At 72.4% G+C, this 16,036-nt stretch carries 10 protein-coding genes; 1 reads left to right on the top strand and 9 read right to left on the bottom strand.

The window, feature by feature from the left end; all coding sequences use genetic code 11:
- Positions 1-57 precede the first annotated feature (57 nt).
- The 9 genes from QCN29_RS00215 to QCN29_RS00255 form a co-directional block, all read right to left on the bottom strand.
- On the bottom strand, positions 58-3,258 hold the full coding sequence (locus QCN29_RS00215; protein ID WP_279925373.1) for an SAV_2336 N-terminal domain-related protein: 3,201 nt from the start codon (positions 3,256-3,258) through the stop codon (positions 58-60).
- A gap of 6 nt (positions 3,259-3,264) precedes the next feature.
- Positions 3,265-4,296, bottom strand: a complete 1,032-nt coding sequence (locus tag QCN29_RS00220; RefSeq protein WP_279925374.1) for an AAA family ATPase — start codon at positions 4,294-4,296, stop codon at positions 3,265-3,267.
- A 112-nt stretch (positions 4,297-4,408) separates the two neighbouring features.
- The gene (locus tag QCN29_RS00225) at positions 4,409-6,430 is read right to left on the bottom strand and encodes a VMAP-C domain-containing protein (protein WP_279925375.1); all 2,022 of its coding nucleotides are present in this window, start codon (positions 6,428-6,430) and stop codon (positions 4,409-4,411) included.
- Entirely contained in the window at positions 6,427-6,807 is a 381-nt protein-coding gene (locus QCN29_RS00230) for a CU044_2847 family protein (protein ID WP_279925376.1), read from the bottom strand. The genes QCN29_RS00225 and QCN29_RS00230 overlap by 4 nt, the downstream gene beginning before the upstream one ends.
- A gap of 363 nt (positions 6,808-7,170) precedes the next feature.
- The gene (locus QCN29_RS00235) at positions 7,171-8,304 is read right to left on the bottom strand and encodes a YncE family protein (RefSeq protein ID WP_240138017.1); all 1,134 of its coding nucleotides are present in this window, start codon (positions 8,302-8,304) and stop codon (positions 7,171-7,173) included.
- A gap of 486 nt (positions 8,305-8,790) precedes the next feature.
- A complete protein-coding gene (locus tag QCN29_RS00240; protein WP_240137999.1) occupies positions 8,791-9,297 on the bottom strand; it encodes an ATP-binding protein in 507 nt (168 codons plus the stop codon).
- A 309-nt stretch (positions 9,298-9,606) separates the two neighbouring features.
- Positions 9,607-10,374, bottom strand: a complete 768-nt coding sequence (locus QCN29_RS00245) for an enoyl-CoA hydratase/isomerase family protein (RefSeq protein ID WP_279925377.1) — start codon at positions 10,372-10,374, stop codon at positions 9,607-9,609.
- Between the two features lie 99 nt (positions 10,375-10,473).
- Positions 10,474-11,751: a L,D-transpeptidase gene (locus QCN29_RS00250; RefSeq protein WP_279925378.1), complete on the bottom strand. Its 1,278-nt coding sequence runs from the start codon at positions 11,749-11,751 to the stop codon at positions 10,474-10,476.
- A gap of 239 nt (positions 11,752-11,990) precedes the next feature.
- On the bottom strand, positions 11,991-13,202 hold the full coding sequence (locus tag QCN29_RS00255) for a L,D-transpeptidase (RefSeq protein ID WP_279925379.1): 1,212 nt from the start codon (positions 13,200-13,202) through the stop codon (positions 11,991-11,993).
- 503 nt (positions 13,203-13,705) lie between these two features.
- Here QCN29_RS00255 and glgX point away from each other — a divergent pair.
- On the top strand, positions 13,706-15,826 hold the full coding sequence (gene glgX / locus QCN29_RS00260) for a glycogen debranching protein GlgX (protein WP_279925380.1): 2,121 nt from the start codon (positions 13,706-13,708) through the stop codon (positions 15,824-15,826).
- Positions 15,827-16,036 lie beyond the last annotated feature (210 nt).

A 16,036-nucleotide genomic window follows, 5' to 3' on the forward strand; every position in this document is an offset into this window, starting at 1 on the left:
TGGGTAGTTCTTCCCGTGTCGTCTGACGTGGAAACCCGCTTGAGCTGGGGCCCCTGGTCATTCGGCCTCCGCACCGCTGGGGCGTGTCAGCTCTGCGATACGGGCCCGGGTGGCCTCGACCTCCGGCCAGGGCACCGGGTCGGAAAGGCTTGCCAGCCGCTGCCATTCGCGTGCGGCTTCCTCGTAGGCCGCCAGCGCCGCGGCGTGGCTGCCCATCAGCTCCAGGGCGACACCCCGCCCGTGCAGGGCCCGGGCCGCGGCCACCGAGCCCGGCCCGGCCTCGCCCTGCGCCCTGGCCTCTTGCAGCGCCGCCGCATAGGCTGCGGCGGCCGCAGCCAGCCAGGTCTGCGTCGTCTCGCTGTTCGGGCTGTCCGGGGACCGCATCCGGGCCGCGCCCAGCTCCAGCCAGGCGTCGATGCGAACCGCGGGGTCCGCGGACCGGCGAGCGGCCTGTTCGAGCAGGTAGACGCCCTCGTAAAGATCGGGCGGCAGCTGGTCCTGGCGGTAGCGCAGCAGCAGGGTCCGGCCGAGCAGGAGTTGCAGCCGTCCGAAGAGCGGCTCGCGGCTGGGCACGGTGGCGGACGCCTCGCGCAGCACGCCCTCCGCGCGCGCGATCGCCTGGGCGGCGGCGCCCTCGTCCCGGGCCGGGGCCTCCTCCGGCTCCGCTTCCGGCCCGCGCCGCAGCAGCGACTCACTCCACTCCGCGAGGAGTTCGCCGCGCAGCAGACTGTCCCGGGGCGCGAGGTCGGCCGCCGCGGCATAGGCGGCGTCGGACTCGGCCCAGCGTCCGGCCTCGCCCAGGGCGCGGGCGCGGGCGGGCAGCACGCGGGCGTGCAGCCCCTCGTCGCCGTCGGCCAGACGGTCGGCCCGGTCCAGGGCGTCCAGCACCTCGGCCCCGCGGTCCCCGGCCAGCCGCAGCGCCTCGGCGAGGTCGACCAGCGCCCCGGCCCGCAGCACGTCCGGGACCTCGCCTGACGTCGACTGGTCACAGGCGGCGCGCAGTTCGGTCACGGCCTCGGCGGCGGCGTCGGCCGCGCTGTGGGGTTCTTGGGCCGCGCCCGCGCCGGCGAGCAGCACCCGGCCCAGGCGCAGATGGCGGGTGCGGCGATCCGCGGCGGCGAGCCCGGTGGGCGACAGGGCCCGTAGGACCTCTTCCGCGGCGGCCAGATGGGCGGACGGCTCCCCGGCCCGCCAGGCGGCGTAGTGCGCGGCGGCGAGCTCCAGCGCGCCGTGCGTGTGCCGCTCGGTGCCGGGCTCGGTCCGCGCCACCGCCTCGGTGAGCACGGCGACGGCCCGTTCCAGCGTGCGGTGCAGGGCTCCGGCGGTGTGCCGCACGGTCCGGGTGCCGCAGAGCGCGAGCAGCACCCGGCCCAGCACAAGGCGTGATCGGACCCCGTTGTCCTCAATCGCCGCCGGACTCTCCACGGCACGTTCACCCGGCGCGGTCTCGGCAGCGAGGGCCTCCTCAGCGTAGGTGCGGGCCTCCTCCAGCAGGACCGGGTCCCGCTGCTGTTGCCACATCCGCAGCAGGTCCTCCGCCTTGCCGACAGGGCCCGCCTCGCCCTCGACCGAGGGCGCGGGCTGGAACCAGCGCACCACCCGGGCGGGCACCTCGGCGAACAGGGCGCTCTCGGCGGCGGCCGGCTCGTCCCGCTCCGGCTCCTGCGCTGCGGGCTCCTGCTGCGAAGCGGCGGCCGTGTCGGCGAGGCGGGCGGCGGCGAGCGCGAAGAAGTTCCGCGTGCCCTTGCCGAAGTGCTGGGCCATGAACGCCGAGCAGCGCTTGAGCACCAGCGCGGCCGCGTCCTGGTCCAGCGAGTGGAGCAGGATCTCCTGCACCCCGTCTGCGAACTCGTACCAGGGGCCGAACGCCACCTCCGCCGGCAGATCAGCCTCGCTGCCGGGCCCCGGCACCTGCCACAGCAGCCCGCCGAGCAGAACTTCGGCCAGTTCCATGGGCCCGGTGTCGGGCAGCACCGCCCGCTGCACCACCTGCATGACGGGCAGCGTGGTGGGGGCCGCCGCCAGGTGGACGGCGAGCCTGCGGGCGCCTGGTGAGGCGCTGGCAGCGAAGGCCCGCACCAGCTCATCGGCTTTGCGGGCCGTCTGCTCCTGCCGGGGCGGGGGCGCCGGCGGATGGTCCGGGCGCACCCAGGCGGCCGCGCCGCGCACCGCGGCGGGCCCGGTTCGGGAAAGCAGCCCGGCCCATGTGCCCAGCGCCGGGGCAGTGGGCAGCAGCACCGGCACGGGCAACGCCCGCCGGTCCGGGGGCCGCCCCGGACCGTACGACTCGGGCCGGAAGCCGAGCGAGGTTCCCAGGGACCGGTCTCGGGTCAGCAGCCCGGTGGCGGCGGGCAGTCCGGTGCGGTGCCACAGGCGGGGCGGCAGCGGTTGCACGAGGGCGACCGGGGAGCAGGACAGCCACCGGTGGAGCAGGCGCTGGGCGCTGCCCTCCCGCCACAGCGGCCCCACGCAATCGCTGATCACCAAGGTCAGCCTCCGCCCGGTGGGGTCGCGGAACTGTCCCGCGGGGCGCAGCCGCAGCCGCCCGCCGTCGCGGGCCCGGGCTGCGGTGCCGATCTGCGGCGTCCCGTCCTCGCCGCGGTGCAGATAGTGCGCCTGAACGTCCCGGAAGACGCCCAGCTGCTCGCAGACCTGGCGTAACTCCTGGAACATCCGCTCCCAGACGACCATCGAGGGCGAGGAGTCCAGCAGCAGCTGGATGTCGATGTCCCACCGCTCGACGGGGCGGAAGACAGGCCGCAGCACCCCGGCGCGGGCGCTGCGGTCGGCGGTGGCCTCCTCGTCGAGGCGGCGCCGGGTGGGCGGGGCCAACGGCCGGTAGCGGCGCAGCGGTCGAAGGGCCCGCTGCAGCCCGAGCAGCCCGGGCAGGGCCGCTGCGGCCGGGGCCCGGACCGGGAAGGCATGGGCGCGCCCGCCTACGCCGGGTCCTTCGGCGAACAGCGAGACGGAGCCGTCAGCGGCCCGGTCGCCCGTCTGCCGCTGCGGCTGGGCGCTGCTGCCGTGCGGCTCCGGTGTCCTGGGGCGCTCGGCCGGGGGCCTGCCGGGGTCCGCTGCCGGGGGCGGTTCGGGCGGGTCGGCACCGGGCAGGTCGCCGGCCGTCCCGGGCCGCGTAGCCGAGCCTGTCCACTGGGCCAGCCACAGGGCGTCGGCGACCTCCTCGGCGGTCGGCTCCCAGCCCGCGGCGCGCAACCGTGCCATCAGCACGGCGAGCCGCTGATCGCGCGGAGGCGACATCATCGGCGATCACCTCGGCCGGTCCAGAGGCTGCATCAGCATCTCGGCCAGCCGGTCCCGGGTGACGCGCTCGGCGCTCGGCGCGTGCTGGGTGAGGAACAGCGCGTTCAGCAACTGGTCCGCGGCGATGACGACGCCGGGTTCGCGGCCGAGGAACTGTTCGATCAGATCCTCGCCCTCGGTGGCGGCGCAGTCGCCCAGATGGGCCTTGACCATGGCCACGAGCTGCTCCTCTCCGGGCGGCTCCAGCTCCAGCTGGATGCAGCGGCGCAGCAGCGCGGGCGGGAAGTCGCGCTCCCCGTTGGAGGTCAGGACCATGAAGGGAAAGGTCGTGCAGCGCACTCGGCCGGCGTGCACGGTGGTGCGGGTGCCGTCGTCGGTGAGGACCTCGACATCCGGCTCGCGGTCGGCGACCCGCTCCAGCTCGGGGATGGTGAACTCGCCTTCCTCCAGTACGTTCAGCAGGTCGTTTGGGAGGTCGAGGTCGCTCTTGTCGAGCTCGTCGACAAGGACTGCCCGCGGGGTGGACGAAGGCAGCAGAGCGGTGCCCAGCGGCCCGAGCCGGACGTACGCCCCGATGGAACGGGGCTCCTCCGCGCCGGCCGCTCCGGAGGCCCGTTCCAGCTGCACGTCCTGGAGCCGGCCGATCGCGTCGTAGCGGTAGAGGCCGTCCAGCAACGTGGAGCGGCTGACGATGGGCCAGCGCAGCACCCGGCCCAGCTGGAGCTCGAAGGCCACGGCGTGGGCGAGCGTGGACTTGCCCGCGCCCGGATTGCCGGTGACCAGCAGGGGGCGACGCAGATAGAGGGCGGCGTTGACGGCCTCGACCTCCTCGGGGCGCGGATGGTGATTCTCCACCAGCCGCCGACGCACGCCAAGACGCCGGGCCGCGTCCTGGTCCACACCGGATGTGCCGTCCGGCGCGCCCGGTTCCGAGCCCGATTCGGCCACGGTGAAGTCCCGCCACGGCGGAGGGGCGGGCAACCGCCCTATTCCGTCGTGTGGGAGCCCCGCGCCGCGGTAGATGCGCCAGTCAGTCACCAAGGGCCTCCTCACAGGCCAGGAAGGTCGACGGTACCGCTCGCGGCACCGGCCGGAAGCCCCGGAACGGCCCGAACGGCGGGAACACGACAGTCCGTTGCCATCGCACGAATCACCATGTCATCGGCGGGGCTGGACAGGGCTCGCGTATCGGTCCATCCTCCTCCGGCAACTGTTCGGGCGAGTCGTACAGCAGGACGATGGAGCGACCCCAGGTCATCCTGGGGTCCTGCAGGCCGGGGTCGTCGGTGCGGATGCGCAGGCTGCGCACGGGCCAGTCCAGCCCCGCGGCGCTGCGGACGGCGGCCACGAACTTCTCGGCCTGCTGGTGGAATTCGGCGCAATCCCGGTGCCCGGCGGCCAGGCTGCGCCAGATGGCGACCGGATACCCGGCGGCGAGCGCCGCGTCCATGGCCTCGGCCCCCTCCCCCGCGGCGACCGGACCGCAGAACACCGCCACGCTCTCCGGCGCGGCGCCGGAGAGCCGGTCGTAGGCGGCGTGCCAGGACTCACCGCGCCGGGTGTGCGCGCCCTCCCGGGCCACCTCGGCGCGCAGCGGCACCGCCGTGGGCGGGCCTTCGGCGACGCCCGCCCAGCGGCGCTGCCACTCCTGGGTGGGCGCCATGGTGGTGCGCAGCAGGTCGCGCACCACGACGAAGCGGCGCTGGCCCAGCGGCAGCCCGTTGGGGTCGGTGCCGCCCTCGGGGGTGCGGCGCGGGGCGAGCTGCCAGGTGTGGAACGGTTCGTCGAACAACTCGCGCGGCACCACGAACTCCACGGCAGCCGGCTCGTCCCCGACGTCGCACCGGCCCAGCGCCTCGGCGATCGGCTGCAGCAGGGCGTCCCGCAGCTTCCCGCGCACCGTCCCGGTGTCATCGCCGCTGAGCCCGGTCACCTCGCCCCGGCCGAAGTCCAGCTTGACCTCCCAAGGGTGACGGTCGCCGTAGCTGCGGGGGCGGATGACGACGCGGACTGCGGCACGGGGCCGCGGCCAGGAAACATCGGCGACGGGGCCGCTGCCGTCGAGGATCGTCTGCACCTCCTGCCGGACGCCGATGAGCGGCTCGACGGTCTCCCGCACCCAGTCGCCCAGCTCCCGCAGCGCGGCTGCGTCTCCGGCATGGCCCCGGGCCCGGACGGCGGCCACCACCTTGGCGGCATACAGGGCAACCGCCATCAGCTCCTGGGTCTCGTCCGGCTCGTAGAGCAGTCCCACGCCCTCCCTCCAGGTGCGCGGGGCGGCCTCGTCGAGGCCCTGGCAGCGCCCCAGCATCTTGCGGCGGCGCACGGCGTCCACCAGGGCGGCGACCTCGCCGGGGGTCGTGGGCGGGGTCAGCTCGGCGAGCCGGCCGAAGAGGTGGGCCCGCCGCCCCGGGTCGAACCCGCCGAAGCGGTTGGCCCGCAGCTCGAAGTGGGCGTCGATCCAGGAGGAATCACCGCCCAGCGCGCGGTGACGGTGCAGATGATGCCTGTCGTGGGCACTGATCACCTCGTGCAGCAGTTCGCCGCCGGGCAGCTCGTACAGGCCGTGCAGGGCGGTGACGGGGACGGCGATCCCGGCGGTGGGGTCGGCCTCGTCACGCGCCTTGCACACGCCGATGACGGCGCCGCGGGCGGTGTCCACGACCGGGCCGCCCGAGGTGCCCTCGACCGGGCGCTCGCCGCGTAACAGCATCAACGGCCCGTCCGCGCCGGTGACCTGCCCCGCGGCGGGCCGGTAGCTGCGCGTGCCGGTCTCCAGCGACCAGCCGTGGAGCGAAATCCGCGCTCCGGAGAACGGCCCGGGCCGGTCGCCGAGCCACACACACTCGGCATCAGCGGCCTCCGGGACCTGCACCAGGGCCAGATCAGGGGCGGGCCAGCGGTGGAACGCGGCCCCAGGCGGGTCGGGCACCGGCAGCGCGAGCCGCACGGTGCCGGCGCTGGTGCCGCCGGCCCAGGAAACATCGACGGCGTCTTCTCCGCTCCACACGGCGCCACCCCCCTTGCCCACCACGTGCGCACAGGTCAGCACCCAGGTCGGTGCGATGAAGAAGCCGCTGCCCCAGTACCCTGCGCTGCGCTCGTCATACCCGGCCGCGGGCCCGGAGATGCACACCACGGCCCTGCGCACGAGAGCGTCCAAGGGGCTCATACGGCGCAGGGGGTGTCGCCACGCTCGGAGCTGCCGCGCTCAGAGCTGCCGCGCTCGGACCAGGTGAGCGTGACCGTGATGGCGGCCTTGCCCTCACCGTCCGCCACCAGGCTGACCACCTGGCCCGACTTGGCGGCCAGTTCGAGGCCGAACTCGACCGTGACCTCGTGCGGGGCCGCGGCGGCCATACCCATGCGCAGTGAGCCGACGACGCCGCGAACGGTGTCCGCCAGGCCACCGGCCAGATCGGCGATCCGGCTGCCGACACCGGAGTCCTGGTAGGCGCCGCCGCCGGTGTCGAGCTGTTCCGGCTGGCTGACCCGGGCCCAGACGACCGTCCCGTCGTCGAGCCGCACCTGAGTGATCCCATCGCCCACGTGTACCCCCCGATCACCGCTGAGGTGCTGGAGCAGCAGGCTAGTCCTTCTGCCCGGGCGAGCGCGAGGGCGCCTGCGACGGCCGGACCGCCGGCCTGACCCCATGAGGGCTGCGCTCCCGCTCGCGACGGTTCCGTAGGAGGGTTCAGCCTGTAGGCGGCTGGCAGACGCAGGACAGCCCGGTCGCGGATGCCCGGGCCGTCGAGTCGGTTCTGCCTGTCGGCTGCTAGGCAGGGCAGGCGGGAAGGCGAGGCCGGTCAGCGTAAGCGGGGCCGGTCAGGGCGAGCGCGCCCGCGTGTGGGCGATGCGCCCCGCCGCCGCCGGGCCGGCGGCGGCCGCTCCGTGCGGCGGGGCGCATCCGGCTCAGCGGAAGATTCCGGTGTGGCCCAGCGAGTAGCGGCCGGGCTGCGGATAGACCGCCAGGCCGTGGGGGCCGCCGCCCACCGGGATGCGGGCGAGTTGCTTGCCGGTGCGGGTGTCGATGGCGTAGACCTCGTCGTCGTAGCGGCCGGACAGCCACAGCACCTTGCCGTCCGCGGAGACGCCGCCCATGTCGGGGCTGCCGCCGTCCGGCAGCCGCCACTTCTTCGTCAGCTTGTTCTTGGGGAAGTCGAAGACGGAGACGGAGCCCTCGCCGCGGTTGGAGATGTACATCTCCTTGGAGTCACGGCTGACGTAGAGGCCGTGGCAGCCCTTGCCCGTGGGCAGCAGCCTGGGCGTGGTGAACTTCTCGCCGTCCAGCACCCACATGCCGTGCGCCATCATGTCGGCGATGTAGAAGGTCTTGCCGTCCGGGGAGAGTTTCACATCCTGCGGCATCGCCCCCTCGAACGGCAGCTTCTGCTGGCCGACGACCTTCATCTTCTGGGTGTCGACCTTGAGGAGTTCGCCGGAGAACTCGCAGGAGACGATGAAGTACCGGCCGTCCGCTGAGAAGTCGGCGTGGTTGACGCCGTAGCAGGAGACCGGCTCGGTGTGCACGCGCTCCATGGTGTGTGGGTCGCGGAAGGCCAGCTCCCGGTCGAGGGAGGCCATCACGACGGCGTGCTTGCCGTTGGGCGTGAAGTACAGGTTGTACGGGTCGTGGACGTCGACCGGCTTGCCCGCGGCGCCGGTGGCCGGGTCGATCGGGGTGAGCGTGTTGCCCCGGTTGTTGTTCACCCAGAGCGTCTTGAGGTCCCAGGAGGGCACGACGTGCTGTGGATGGTTGCCCACCGGGATCGTCTCGATGACCTTGTACGTCTCCGGGTCGATGACGGAGACGGTGTTCGAGGTGGTGTTGGGGACGTACACCCGTGAGGGGAAGTCCTTGACCACGGGCGAGAGCTTGCCCGGCCGGTCGGCGGCGTAGATGTCCTTGGGGTCGAGCACCGGCGGCATGCCGGGCAGCCCGTCCGGTACGGCGGGCTTCTTCGGCTTCTCGGGCGGGGCGGCGTTTGTGCCGCGCGCCTCGTTGGTCTGCGAGGCGGCGCCGCAGCCGGCCAGCAGGACGAGCACGGCGCCGGCGGCGAGTGCGGCGGCCCGGCGGGCGAGCGCCTTCGCCGGGTGCGCGGGGAGGGCGGCTTGCTGGGAGGGGTGGTCGATCGCGGTCACGGAAGAGCACAGTAGGGGCGAAATGCCCGAAAGCTGATGTTTGACACAATTTCGGATGTTCGCGGGTCGCCGCCCAACCCGATGACCACCGGGCTGATCGACTAAGGATTCCCGCTGTTAAGTCGCCATTTGTTCATTGATTACGAGGTGGGTGGCCTACTTCACCTACGATTCACTATCCGAAACACCCGATTCATTGAGGTATACGCCAGTGTGTTCTTTTGGAGAGGAGGCCCCCGTCTGCCATAGTCGATGCCACGACCCCCATTGACCCGGGCCAGGTCGTCTCAGCGGCGGCGGATACACCCCCTTGATCCACGCACGCTCTCCATAGAAGCCCCCGCGGCGCCCCAACCCGGCGCGAGGGGGCTTCTGTGCGCCGGAGCCGCCTCAGCGCTCGGCGACGCGCAGTTCGAACCAGGTCGTCTTGCCCCGCGGCAGCAGATCGACGCCCCACCGGTCGGAGAGCTTGTCGACGAGAAACAGCCCGCGGCCGCTGACATCCAGCGGCTGCACCGGCATCAGACACGGCAGCCCGCGCGAGGGGTCCTGGACCTCGACCCTGACCCAGCAGGGGCGCGGCCGCCGCATCCGCAGACCGAAGATGCGTGCGCCGGTGTGCCGGACCGCGTTGCCGACGAGCTCCGAGACCAGGAGCACCACATTCTCGGAGCACTGCAGGGGAAGCATCCACTGACGCTGCGCCACGCTCTGCGCAAGCCGGCGCGCGGTCGCGGCGGACTCCGGGCGGGACGGCAGCCGGACCACCTCTTCGGCGGGGTTGCCGAACAACTCCACCGCCTTGAGCGCCCGTTCGTCCTCCACGGTCGGCGCCCATTTCGCGGCCGTCGCACCCATGCGCTGCCGCGGCTGCTCCACACCCTCGAGGCCCGCCATGCCCCCCATGATGGCCGCAACGGACGGCCCCCGTGGCCGTTCCGCTGGAATAGGGCCCCCGGAATTGCCCGTTCCAGGCGGAGCCCTTGGCATATGACTGTGGCCATATGCGGGTGCCTACACCCACTCCGAACTGCGCTGACGCCTCGCTTACGTTTGATCGCCGAATGCAGTCGGCGCGCTGCGCCTTAAGGACCCCTTAAGGCGCAGCTAAGGCATGCACAAGGTTGACGCCGCAGCGAAGGCGTTCGGTGGAACCCGGAGAAACTCGTTCAGACTCCAACAGGACTCAGCCGGACCCGGCCGGACTCAGCGGAACTCGGCCTTGCCCGGGCCTTCCTCGACGAAGCTGCGCATGCCGCGCTCGCGGTCCTCGGTGGCGAACAGGCCGGCGAACCAGTTCCGTTCGATGGCGAGGCCCGTCTCGATGTCCGCCTCCAGACCCGCGTCGACACACTCCTTGGCGGCACGCAGCGCCAGCGCCGGGCCCTTCGCCAGTGCGGCCGCCCAGGCGTGTGCCTGCTCATACACCTCGGCCGCCGGGACGACCCGGTCGACGAGGCCGATCGACAGCGCCTCCTCGGCCTTCACCATCCGGCCGGTGAAAATCAGGTCCTTGGCGCGCGAGGGGCCGACCAGCCGGGACAGCCGCTGGGTGCCGCCCGCGCCGGGGATCAGTCCGAGCAGGATCTCCGGCTGGCCGAGCTTGGCGTTCTCCCCGGCGATCCGGTAGTCGGCGCAGAGCGCCAGTTCGCAGCCGCCGCCGAGGGCGTATCCGGTGACGGCGGCGACGACGGGCTTGGGGATGCGGGCCACGGCGGTGAACGCCTCCTGCAGTCCGCGGGAGCGGAGCACCATGGCCGTGTGGTCCATGGCCTGCATCTCCTTGATGTCCGCGCCGGCCGCGAACACCTTCTCCCCGCCGTAGAGGACGACGGCGCGCACGTCCTCGCGGCGCGACGCCTCCTCGGCGAGCTCGCGCAGCCGGTCCTGTGTGGCGATGTCCAGCGCGTTCATCGGGGGGCGGTCCAGACGGACGGTGCCGACGCCCTCGGAGACCTCGAGATTCACAGTCATACGGGGCAGGTTAGCTGCCGTTAACGGCGGCGGGCCCGGTGCCTCCCCCGGACTGCGTCCGGGGTCCCGTCACGGCACCGGGCCCGCACCGCGAAGGCCCTACTCGACCCACTGAGACCAGGGCATGTTCCAGCCGTTGAGGCCGTTGGCCGGCTGGATCTGCTTGTCCTTGGAGTTCTTCACGATCACTACGTCGCCGATGATCGAGTTGTTGAAGAACCAGGCGGCGGGCATGTTCCCGTCGTAGCCGCCGCGGACGTCGCGCAGTCCGACACAGCCGTGGCTGACGTTCGCCGAGCCGAACGTTCCCGCGGAGGCCCAGTAGTTGCCGTGGATGAAGGTGCCGGAGGTCGACAGGCGCATGGCGTGCGGCACGTCCTTGATGTCGTACTCCCCGCCGAAGCCGACCGTCGCCCCGTTCATCCTGGTGACCTTGTACTTCTCACTGATGACCATCTGGCCGTTGTAGGTGGTCGTCGACGGCGCGCCCGCGGTGACCGGCACGGTTTTGATCGTCTTGCCGTCCCGTACGACGGTCATGGTGCGGGCGGCGGCGTCCACGGTGGAGACCTGGCTGCGGCCGATGGTGAACGAGAAGGACTTGGCCTGCGTGCCGTAGACGCCGGGGCGTCCCTCCACGCCGTCCAGATTGAGCTTGACCGTCACCTTGGTGCCGGTGGCCCAGTACTTCTCGGGGCGGAAGTCGAGCCGGTCGTTGCCGAACCAGTGGCCCTCGACGGGCACGGACGGCTGGGCGGTGACCTCGATGGCCTTCTCGACGGCCTCCGGGTCGGTGATGCCGCGGGTGAAGTTGATGGAGACCGGCATGCCGACGCCCACGGTCGAGCCGTCCTCGGGCGTGTAGTGGCCGATGAAGGTGTTCTTGGGGACGAGTGTGGTGAAGGTGGTGTCCTTCGCCGACTCACGGCCCTCCGCGTCCTTCGCGACGGCGTGGACCCGGTACTTGGTGGCCCCCGCGAGATGCATGGCGGGCTGCCAGCTCGCGCCGTCCTCGGATATCTTGCCGGCGACCTCGACGCCCTCGTCGTCCTGCACCTTGACGGTGGTCAGCTTGCCGCCGCTCGCGGTGACCTTCAGGGTCCCGCTGGTGTCGACGGCCTCCGCGCCGTCCTTGGGGGCGATGGTCACCACCGCGCGGGAGGCCGCGTTCTCGACCTTGCCGGCGTCCTTGCCGCCCTTCTCGCCGCTGCCCTTGCCGGAGGAGCCGCCTCCGCCTCCACAGGCCGTGGCCAGCACCAGCAGCGCACTCGCCGCGAGTGCGACCAGTCCGTGCCTCAGCCCCCTGGGGCGACGCCTGCTCGCCCGCTCCTCGCCCGCGCCCCCGGCCGACGCCCCCGATATCGGCTGCCCGTTCACTTCTGTGCTCTCCCCTCGCACGGCCTGGCCCCGCCACGACCCGCACCCCGCACGCCTGACGCGCGCACGGCGACAGATAATCACACCGGAGTCCGGGACAACTCCCCTCGAATGTCACCGTTCAGTCCCAACTTGTCCGCTGGGCTCAGATGAGAGGGGAGGTCACCGGGGAGCCGGTCACCGGGAGGGGCCGGCGAAGAGGTCGGCAAAGGGGCCGGCGAAGGGCCTCGGCCGGCAGCTCAGCGCAGGGCGGACCCCTCCTTCCATTCCTTCCAGCCCAGGTTCCAGCCGCCGAGACCGTTGTCGGGGGCGACCTGCCGGTCCTTGGAGTTGACCACCTCGACGACGTCCCCGACGAGCGTGCGGTCGAAGAACCAGCCGGCCGGGGCGTCCGGGCTGCCGCCCTGCTCATCGCGCAGACCCACACACCCGTGGCTGACGTTGGCCGCGCCGAAGGTGTCCGCGGGGGCCCAGTAGTTGCCGTGCAGGAACGTCCCCGACGTCGTCAGCCGCATGGCGTGCGGCACGTCCTTGATGTCGTACTCCCCGCCGAAGCCGACCGTCGCCCCGTTCATCCTGGTCACGTCGTACATCTCGGTGACCACCATCTTCCCGTTGTACGTGGTGGTCTTGGGCGCGCCGGCCGTGATCGGCACGGTTGCCACCGGCTTGCCGTCGCGCCGCACTTCCATCGTGTGCTCGCTCGCGTCGACACGGGAGGACTGGGAGCGCCCGACGGTGAACGAGATCTTCTTCTGCTGGATTCCGTACACGCCGGGCGTCGCCTCGACGTCACGCAGCCGCATGTCGACGGTGACCTTGGTGCCGGGCTTCCAGTACGCGCGCGGACGGAAGTCGAGCCGCTTGCCGCCGAACCAGTGCCCGACGACCTCGACCGGCGGCACGGCGGTGACGCGGATCGCCCGCTCCACGGCGGCCCGGTCCTCGACGGCCCGGTTGAAGGAGAAGGACACGATCATCCCGGTGCCGACCGTCGAGCGGTTCTCGGGTTTGAGGTAGCCGATGAAGCGCTTCTCGGGAACGTACGTGGTGAAGGTGGTGTGCCGGGCCGTGCGCCGGGCGCGGGCGTCGAGCGCCACGACGTCCACGCTGTACTTCGCGGCGAGTTCCAGCCTGACGCCGTCGTCCGGGGTCCAGCGCAGCCCGTCCTCGGAGACCGTGCCGGGGATGTCGACGGGGCGTCCGCCCTCGATCTGCCGCACCTCGACCCGCTCCAGCCGGCCGCTGGGCAGCCGCACCTCCACCTCGCCGTCCGTGCGTACGTCCTTGGCGCCGTCCTCGGGGGTGATGCGGATGGTCTCTTCGGGCGCCCGCTGTTTCCCGGTGATGACGTCGAGCGCGCCGGCGTCGCAGCCCGTCAGGAGGGCGAGGGTGAGGGCTCCGGCGAGAGCCGCTGCCGCCCGCCTTGTCCGGTTCAATACGAGTTTCACGTACGCCCCAACGACGGGCCCCCTCCGGGGGAAACGTCCATGCGGGCCGGCCAGCCGATGTTGGGACGCTTGCCGCGCGGGCAGAACAGGTGGGAGGACCGCACGTGGGACGCGACGGCCGGGACGCCGTCGGCGCTGCCGCCACGGGGGCCCGACGAGCCGCGGGAGGCCAGGTGTCGAGCGCAGCCGAAGAGCAGACGGAGAGTGCCCCGGCGGGCCCCGGCGAACCGGGTGAGCCGCCCGGGGCCGGGGACATGCCGCCGCACGCGCCGGGAGAGCCGTCAGAAGAGCCGCCCCATCAGCCGACCGGACAACCCTTCGGACAGCCGTCCGGGGAGCTCTACCGAGAGCCGCCGGGCGCGGAGCCCGTGCCACCGCGGAGGACCGCGCACGCCGAAGGGACCGCGCACACTGCGCAGAGCGCGCATGCCGAACGGAGCACGCATACCGGAGGGAGCGCGCATGCCGGACGGGCCGCGCCCGCCGTATGGCCCGGTGCGCCGATGCCGCTCGGGGCTCGGTACCGGGTGGGGCCGGACGGCGTCGCCGGGACCAACTTCGCCCTGTGGTCGGGCGGTGCGGAGGCCGTCGAGGTCTGTCTCTTCGACGACGGCGGCGGTGAGACCAGGCTGCCGCTGACCGAGCTGACCCACGAGGTCTGGCACGGCTTCGTGCCGGGCGTGGCCCCCGGGCAGCGCTACGGATTCAGGGTGCACGGCCGCTGGGACCCGTGGACCGGGGCCCGCTGGAATCCCGCGAAACTGCTCCTCGACCCCTACGCGCGCGCGGTGGACGGCGAGTTCTCGCTGCCCGTCGAGGTGTACGGGCATGTGCGCGACTGGCCGCAGCAGCATGTCGCCGACACCGTGCGCGACGAGCGGGACTCGGCTCCGTACGTCCCCAAGGGGGTCGTCGTCCACGATGACGACGACTGGTCCGACGACCGCAGGCCCAAGACTCCGTGGGCGGACTCCGTCATCTACGAACTGCACGTACGCGGCTTCACCCGGCGGTGTCCCGGCATCCCGGAACCGCTGCGCGGCACCTACGCGGGTCTGGCGCACCCGGCCGCGATCGGCCATCTCTCGGCCCTCGGGGTGACCGCGGTCGAGCTGCTGCCCGTGCACCAGTTCGCCCACGAGGACCATCTGCTGCGCCGCGGTCTGAAGAACCACTGGGGCTACAACTCCATCGGCTACTTCGCCCCGCACGCCGCGTACTCCGCGAGCGGCACCCGCGGGCAACAGGTCGGCGAGTTCAAACGGATGGTGCGGGCGCTGCACGCGGCCGGCATCGAGGTCATCCTCGACGTGGTCTACAACCACACCGCGGAGGCCGACCAGCGGGGCCCCACTCTGTCCCTGCGCGGCATCGACAACCGCGGCTACTACCGCCTCCCGTCCGACGCCCGCGCATACGCGGACTACACCGGCTGCGGCAACACCCTCCATGTGGTGCAGCCGCACGTCCTGCGGTTGATCACCGACTCCCTGCGTTACTGGGTCACCGAGATGGGCGTGGACGGCTTCCGCTTTGACCTCGCGGCGGCACTCGCCCGCTCCATGCACGACGTCGACATGCTGTCCCCGTTTCTCGCGGTGATCGCCCAGGACCCGGTTCTGCGGCGTGTGAAACTGATCGCGGAGCCATGGGACGTCGGCAGCGGCGGCTATCAGGTCGGGGCGTTCCCGCCGCTGTGGGCGGAGTGGAACGACCGCTACCGGGACGCGGTGCGGGACTTCTGGCGCGGCGCCCTCCCCGACGTACGCGACCTCGGCTACCGGCTGTCCGGGTCCAGCGACCTGTACGCCTGGGGCGGGCGGCGGCCGTACGCCTCCATCAACTTCGTCACCGCCCACGACGGCTTCACCCTGCGGGACCTCGTCAGCTACGCGCACAAGCACAACGAGGCCAACGGGGAAGGCAACCGCGACGGCACGGACGACAACCGCTCCTGGAACTGCGGCGTCGAGGGCGAGACCGAGGATCCCCGCGTCAACGCGCTGCGCCGCCGGCAGGTGCGCAATCTGCTGACCACCCTGCTGCTGTCGACGGGGGTGCCGATGCTCGTCGCGGGCGATGAGATGGGGCGCACGCAGGGGGGCAACAACAACGCGTACTGCCAGGACAACGACATCGGCTGGCTGGACTGGTCGCTGCTCGGCCGGCCGGGCCCGCGGAACCTGCTGGAGCTCACCCGCCGACTGCTCGCCCTGCGCCACGCCCACCCGGTGCTGCGCCGCCGCGCCTTCTTCACCGGCCGGCCGCAGGCTCCCGACGGACTGCGCGATCTGGCCTGGTTCACCCCGCACGGCGCGGAGATGACCGAGCGCGACTGGTACGCGCCGTCGTCGTCGCTCGCGCTGTATCTCTCCGGCCGCGACATCCCGGGCCGCGACGCACGCGGCGCCCAGGTGACGGACGACAGCTTCCTGACGATCCTGCACGCCGGGGAGCAGCCGCTCGACTTCCTGCTGCCGGGGCCTCCGTGGGCGCAGTCCTACGAGCTGGTCGTGGACACCTCGCGTGAGGACCAGGCACACGCGCCGGGCAGCGTGTACCCGGGCGGGGAGGCGATCGAGGCGCCGGGGCGGTCGGTGCTGCTGCTGCGGGTGCGGTCGTAGGAGACACGGCGCGGGGTGCGTGGAAAACCACATGAGGTATGTCAGTGGTGAACCGTACGCTCACACCTGATGCCGACTGACTCAGCGCCCTCCGATTCACTGCCCTCCGATTCACCGACCGCCGACTCGCTGCCCTCCGACTCACCGACCGGTGACACGCTGCCCTCCGACTCACCGACCGGTGACACGCCGACCGCCGATCGGCCGTCT

Origin of the sequence: Streptomyces chengmaiensis (genome assembly GCF_029846775.1) — a bacterium.
Lineage (GTDB): Bacteria > Actinomycetota > Actinomycetes > Streptomycetales > Streptomycetaceae > Streptomyces > Streptomyces chengmaiensis.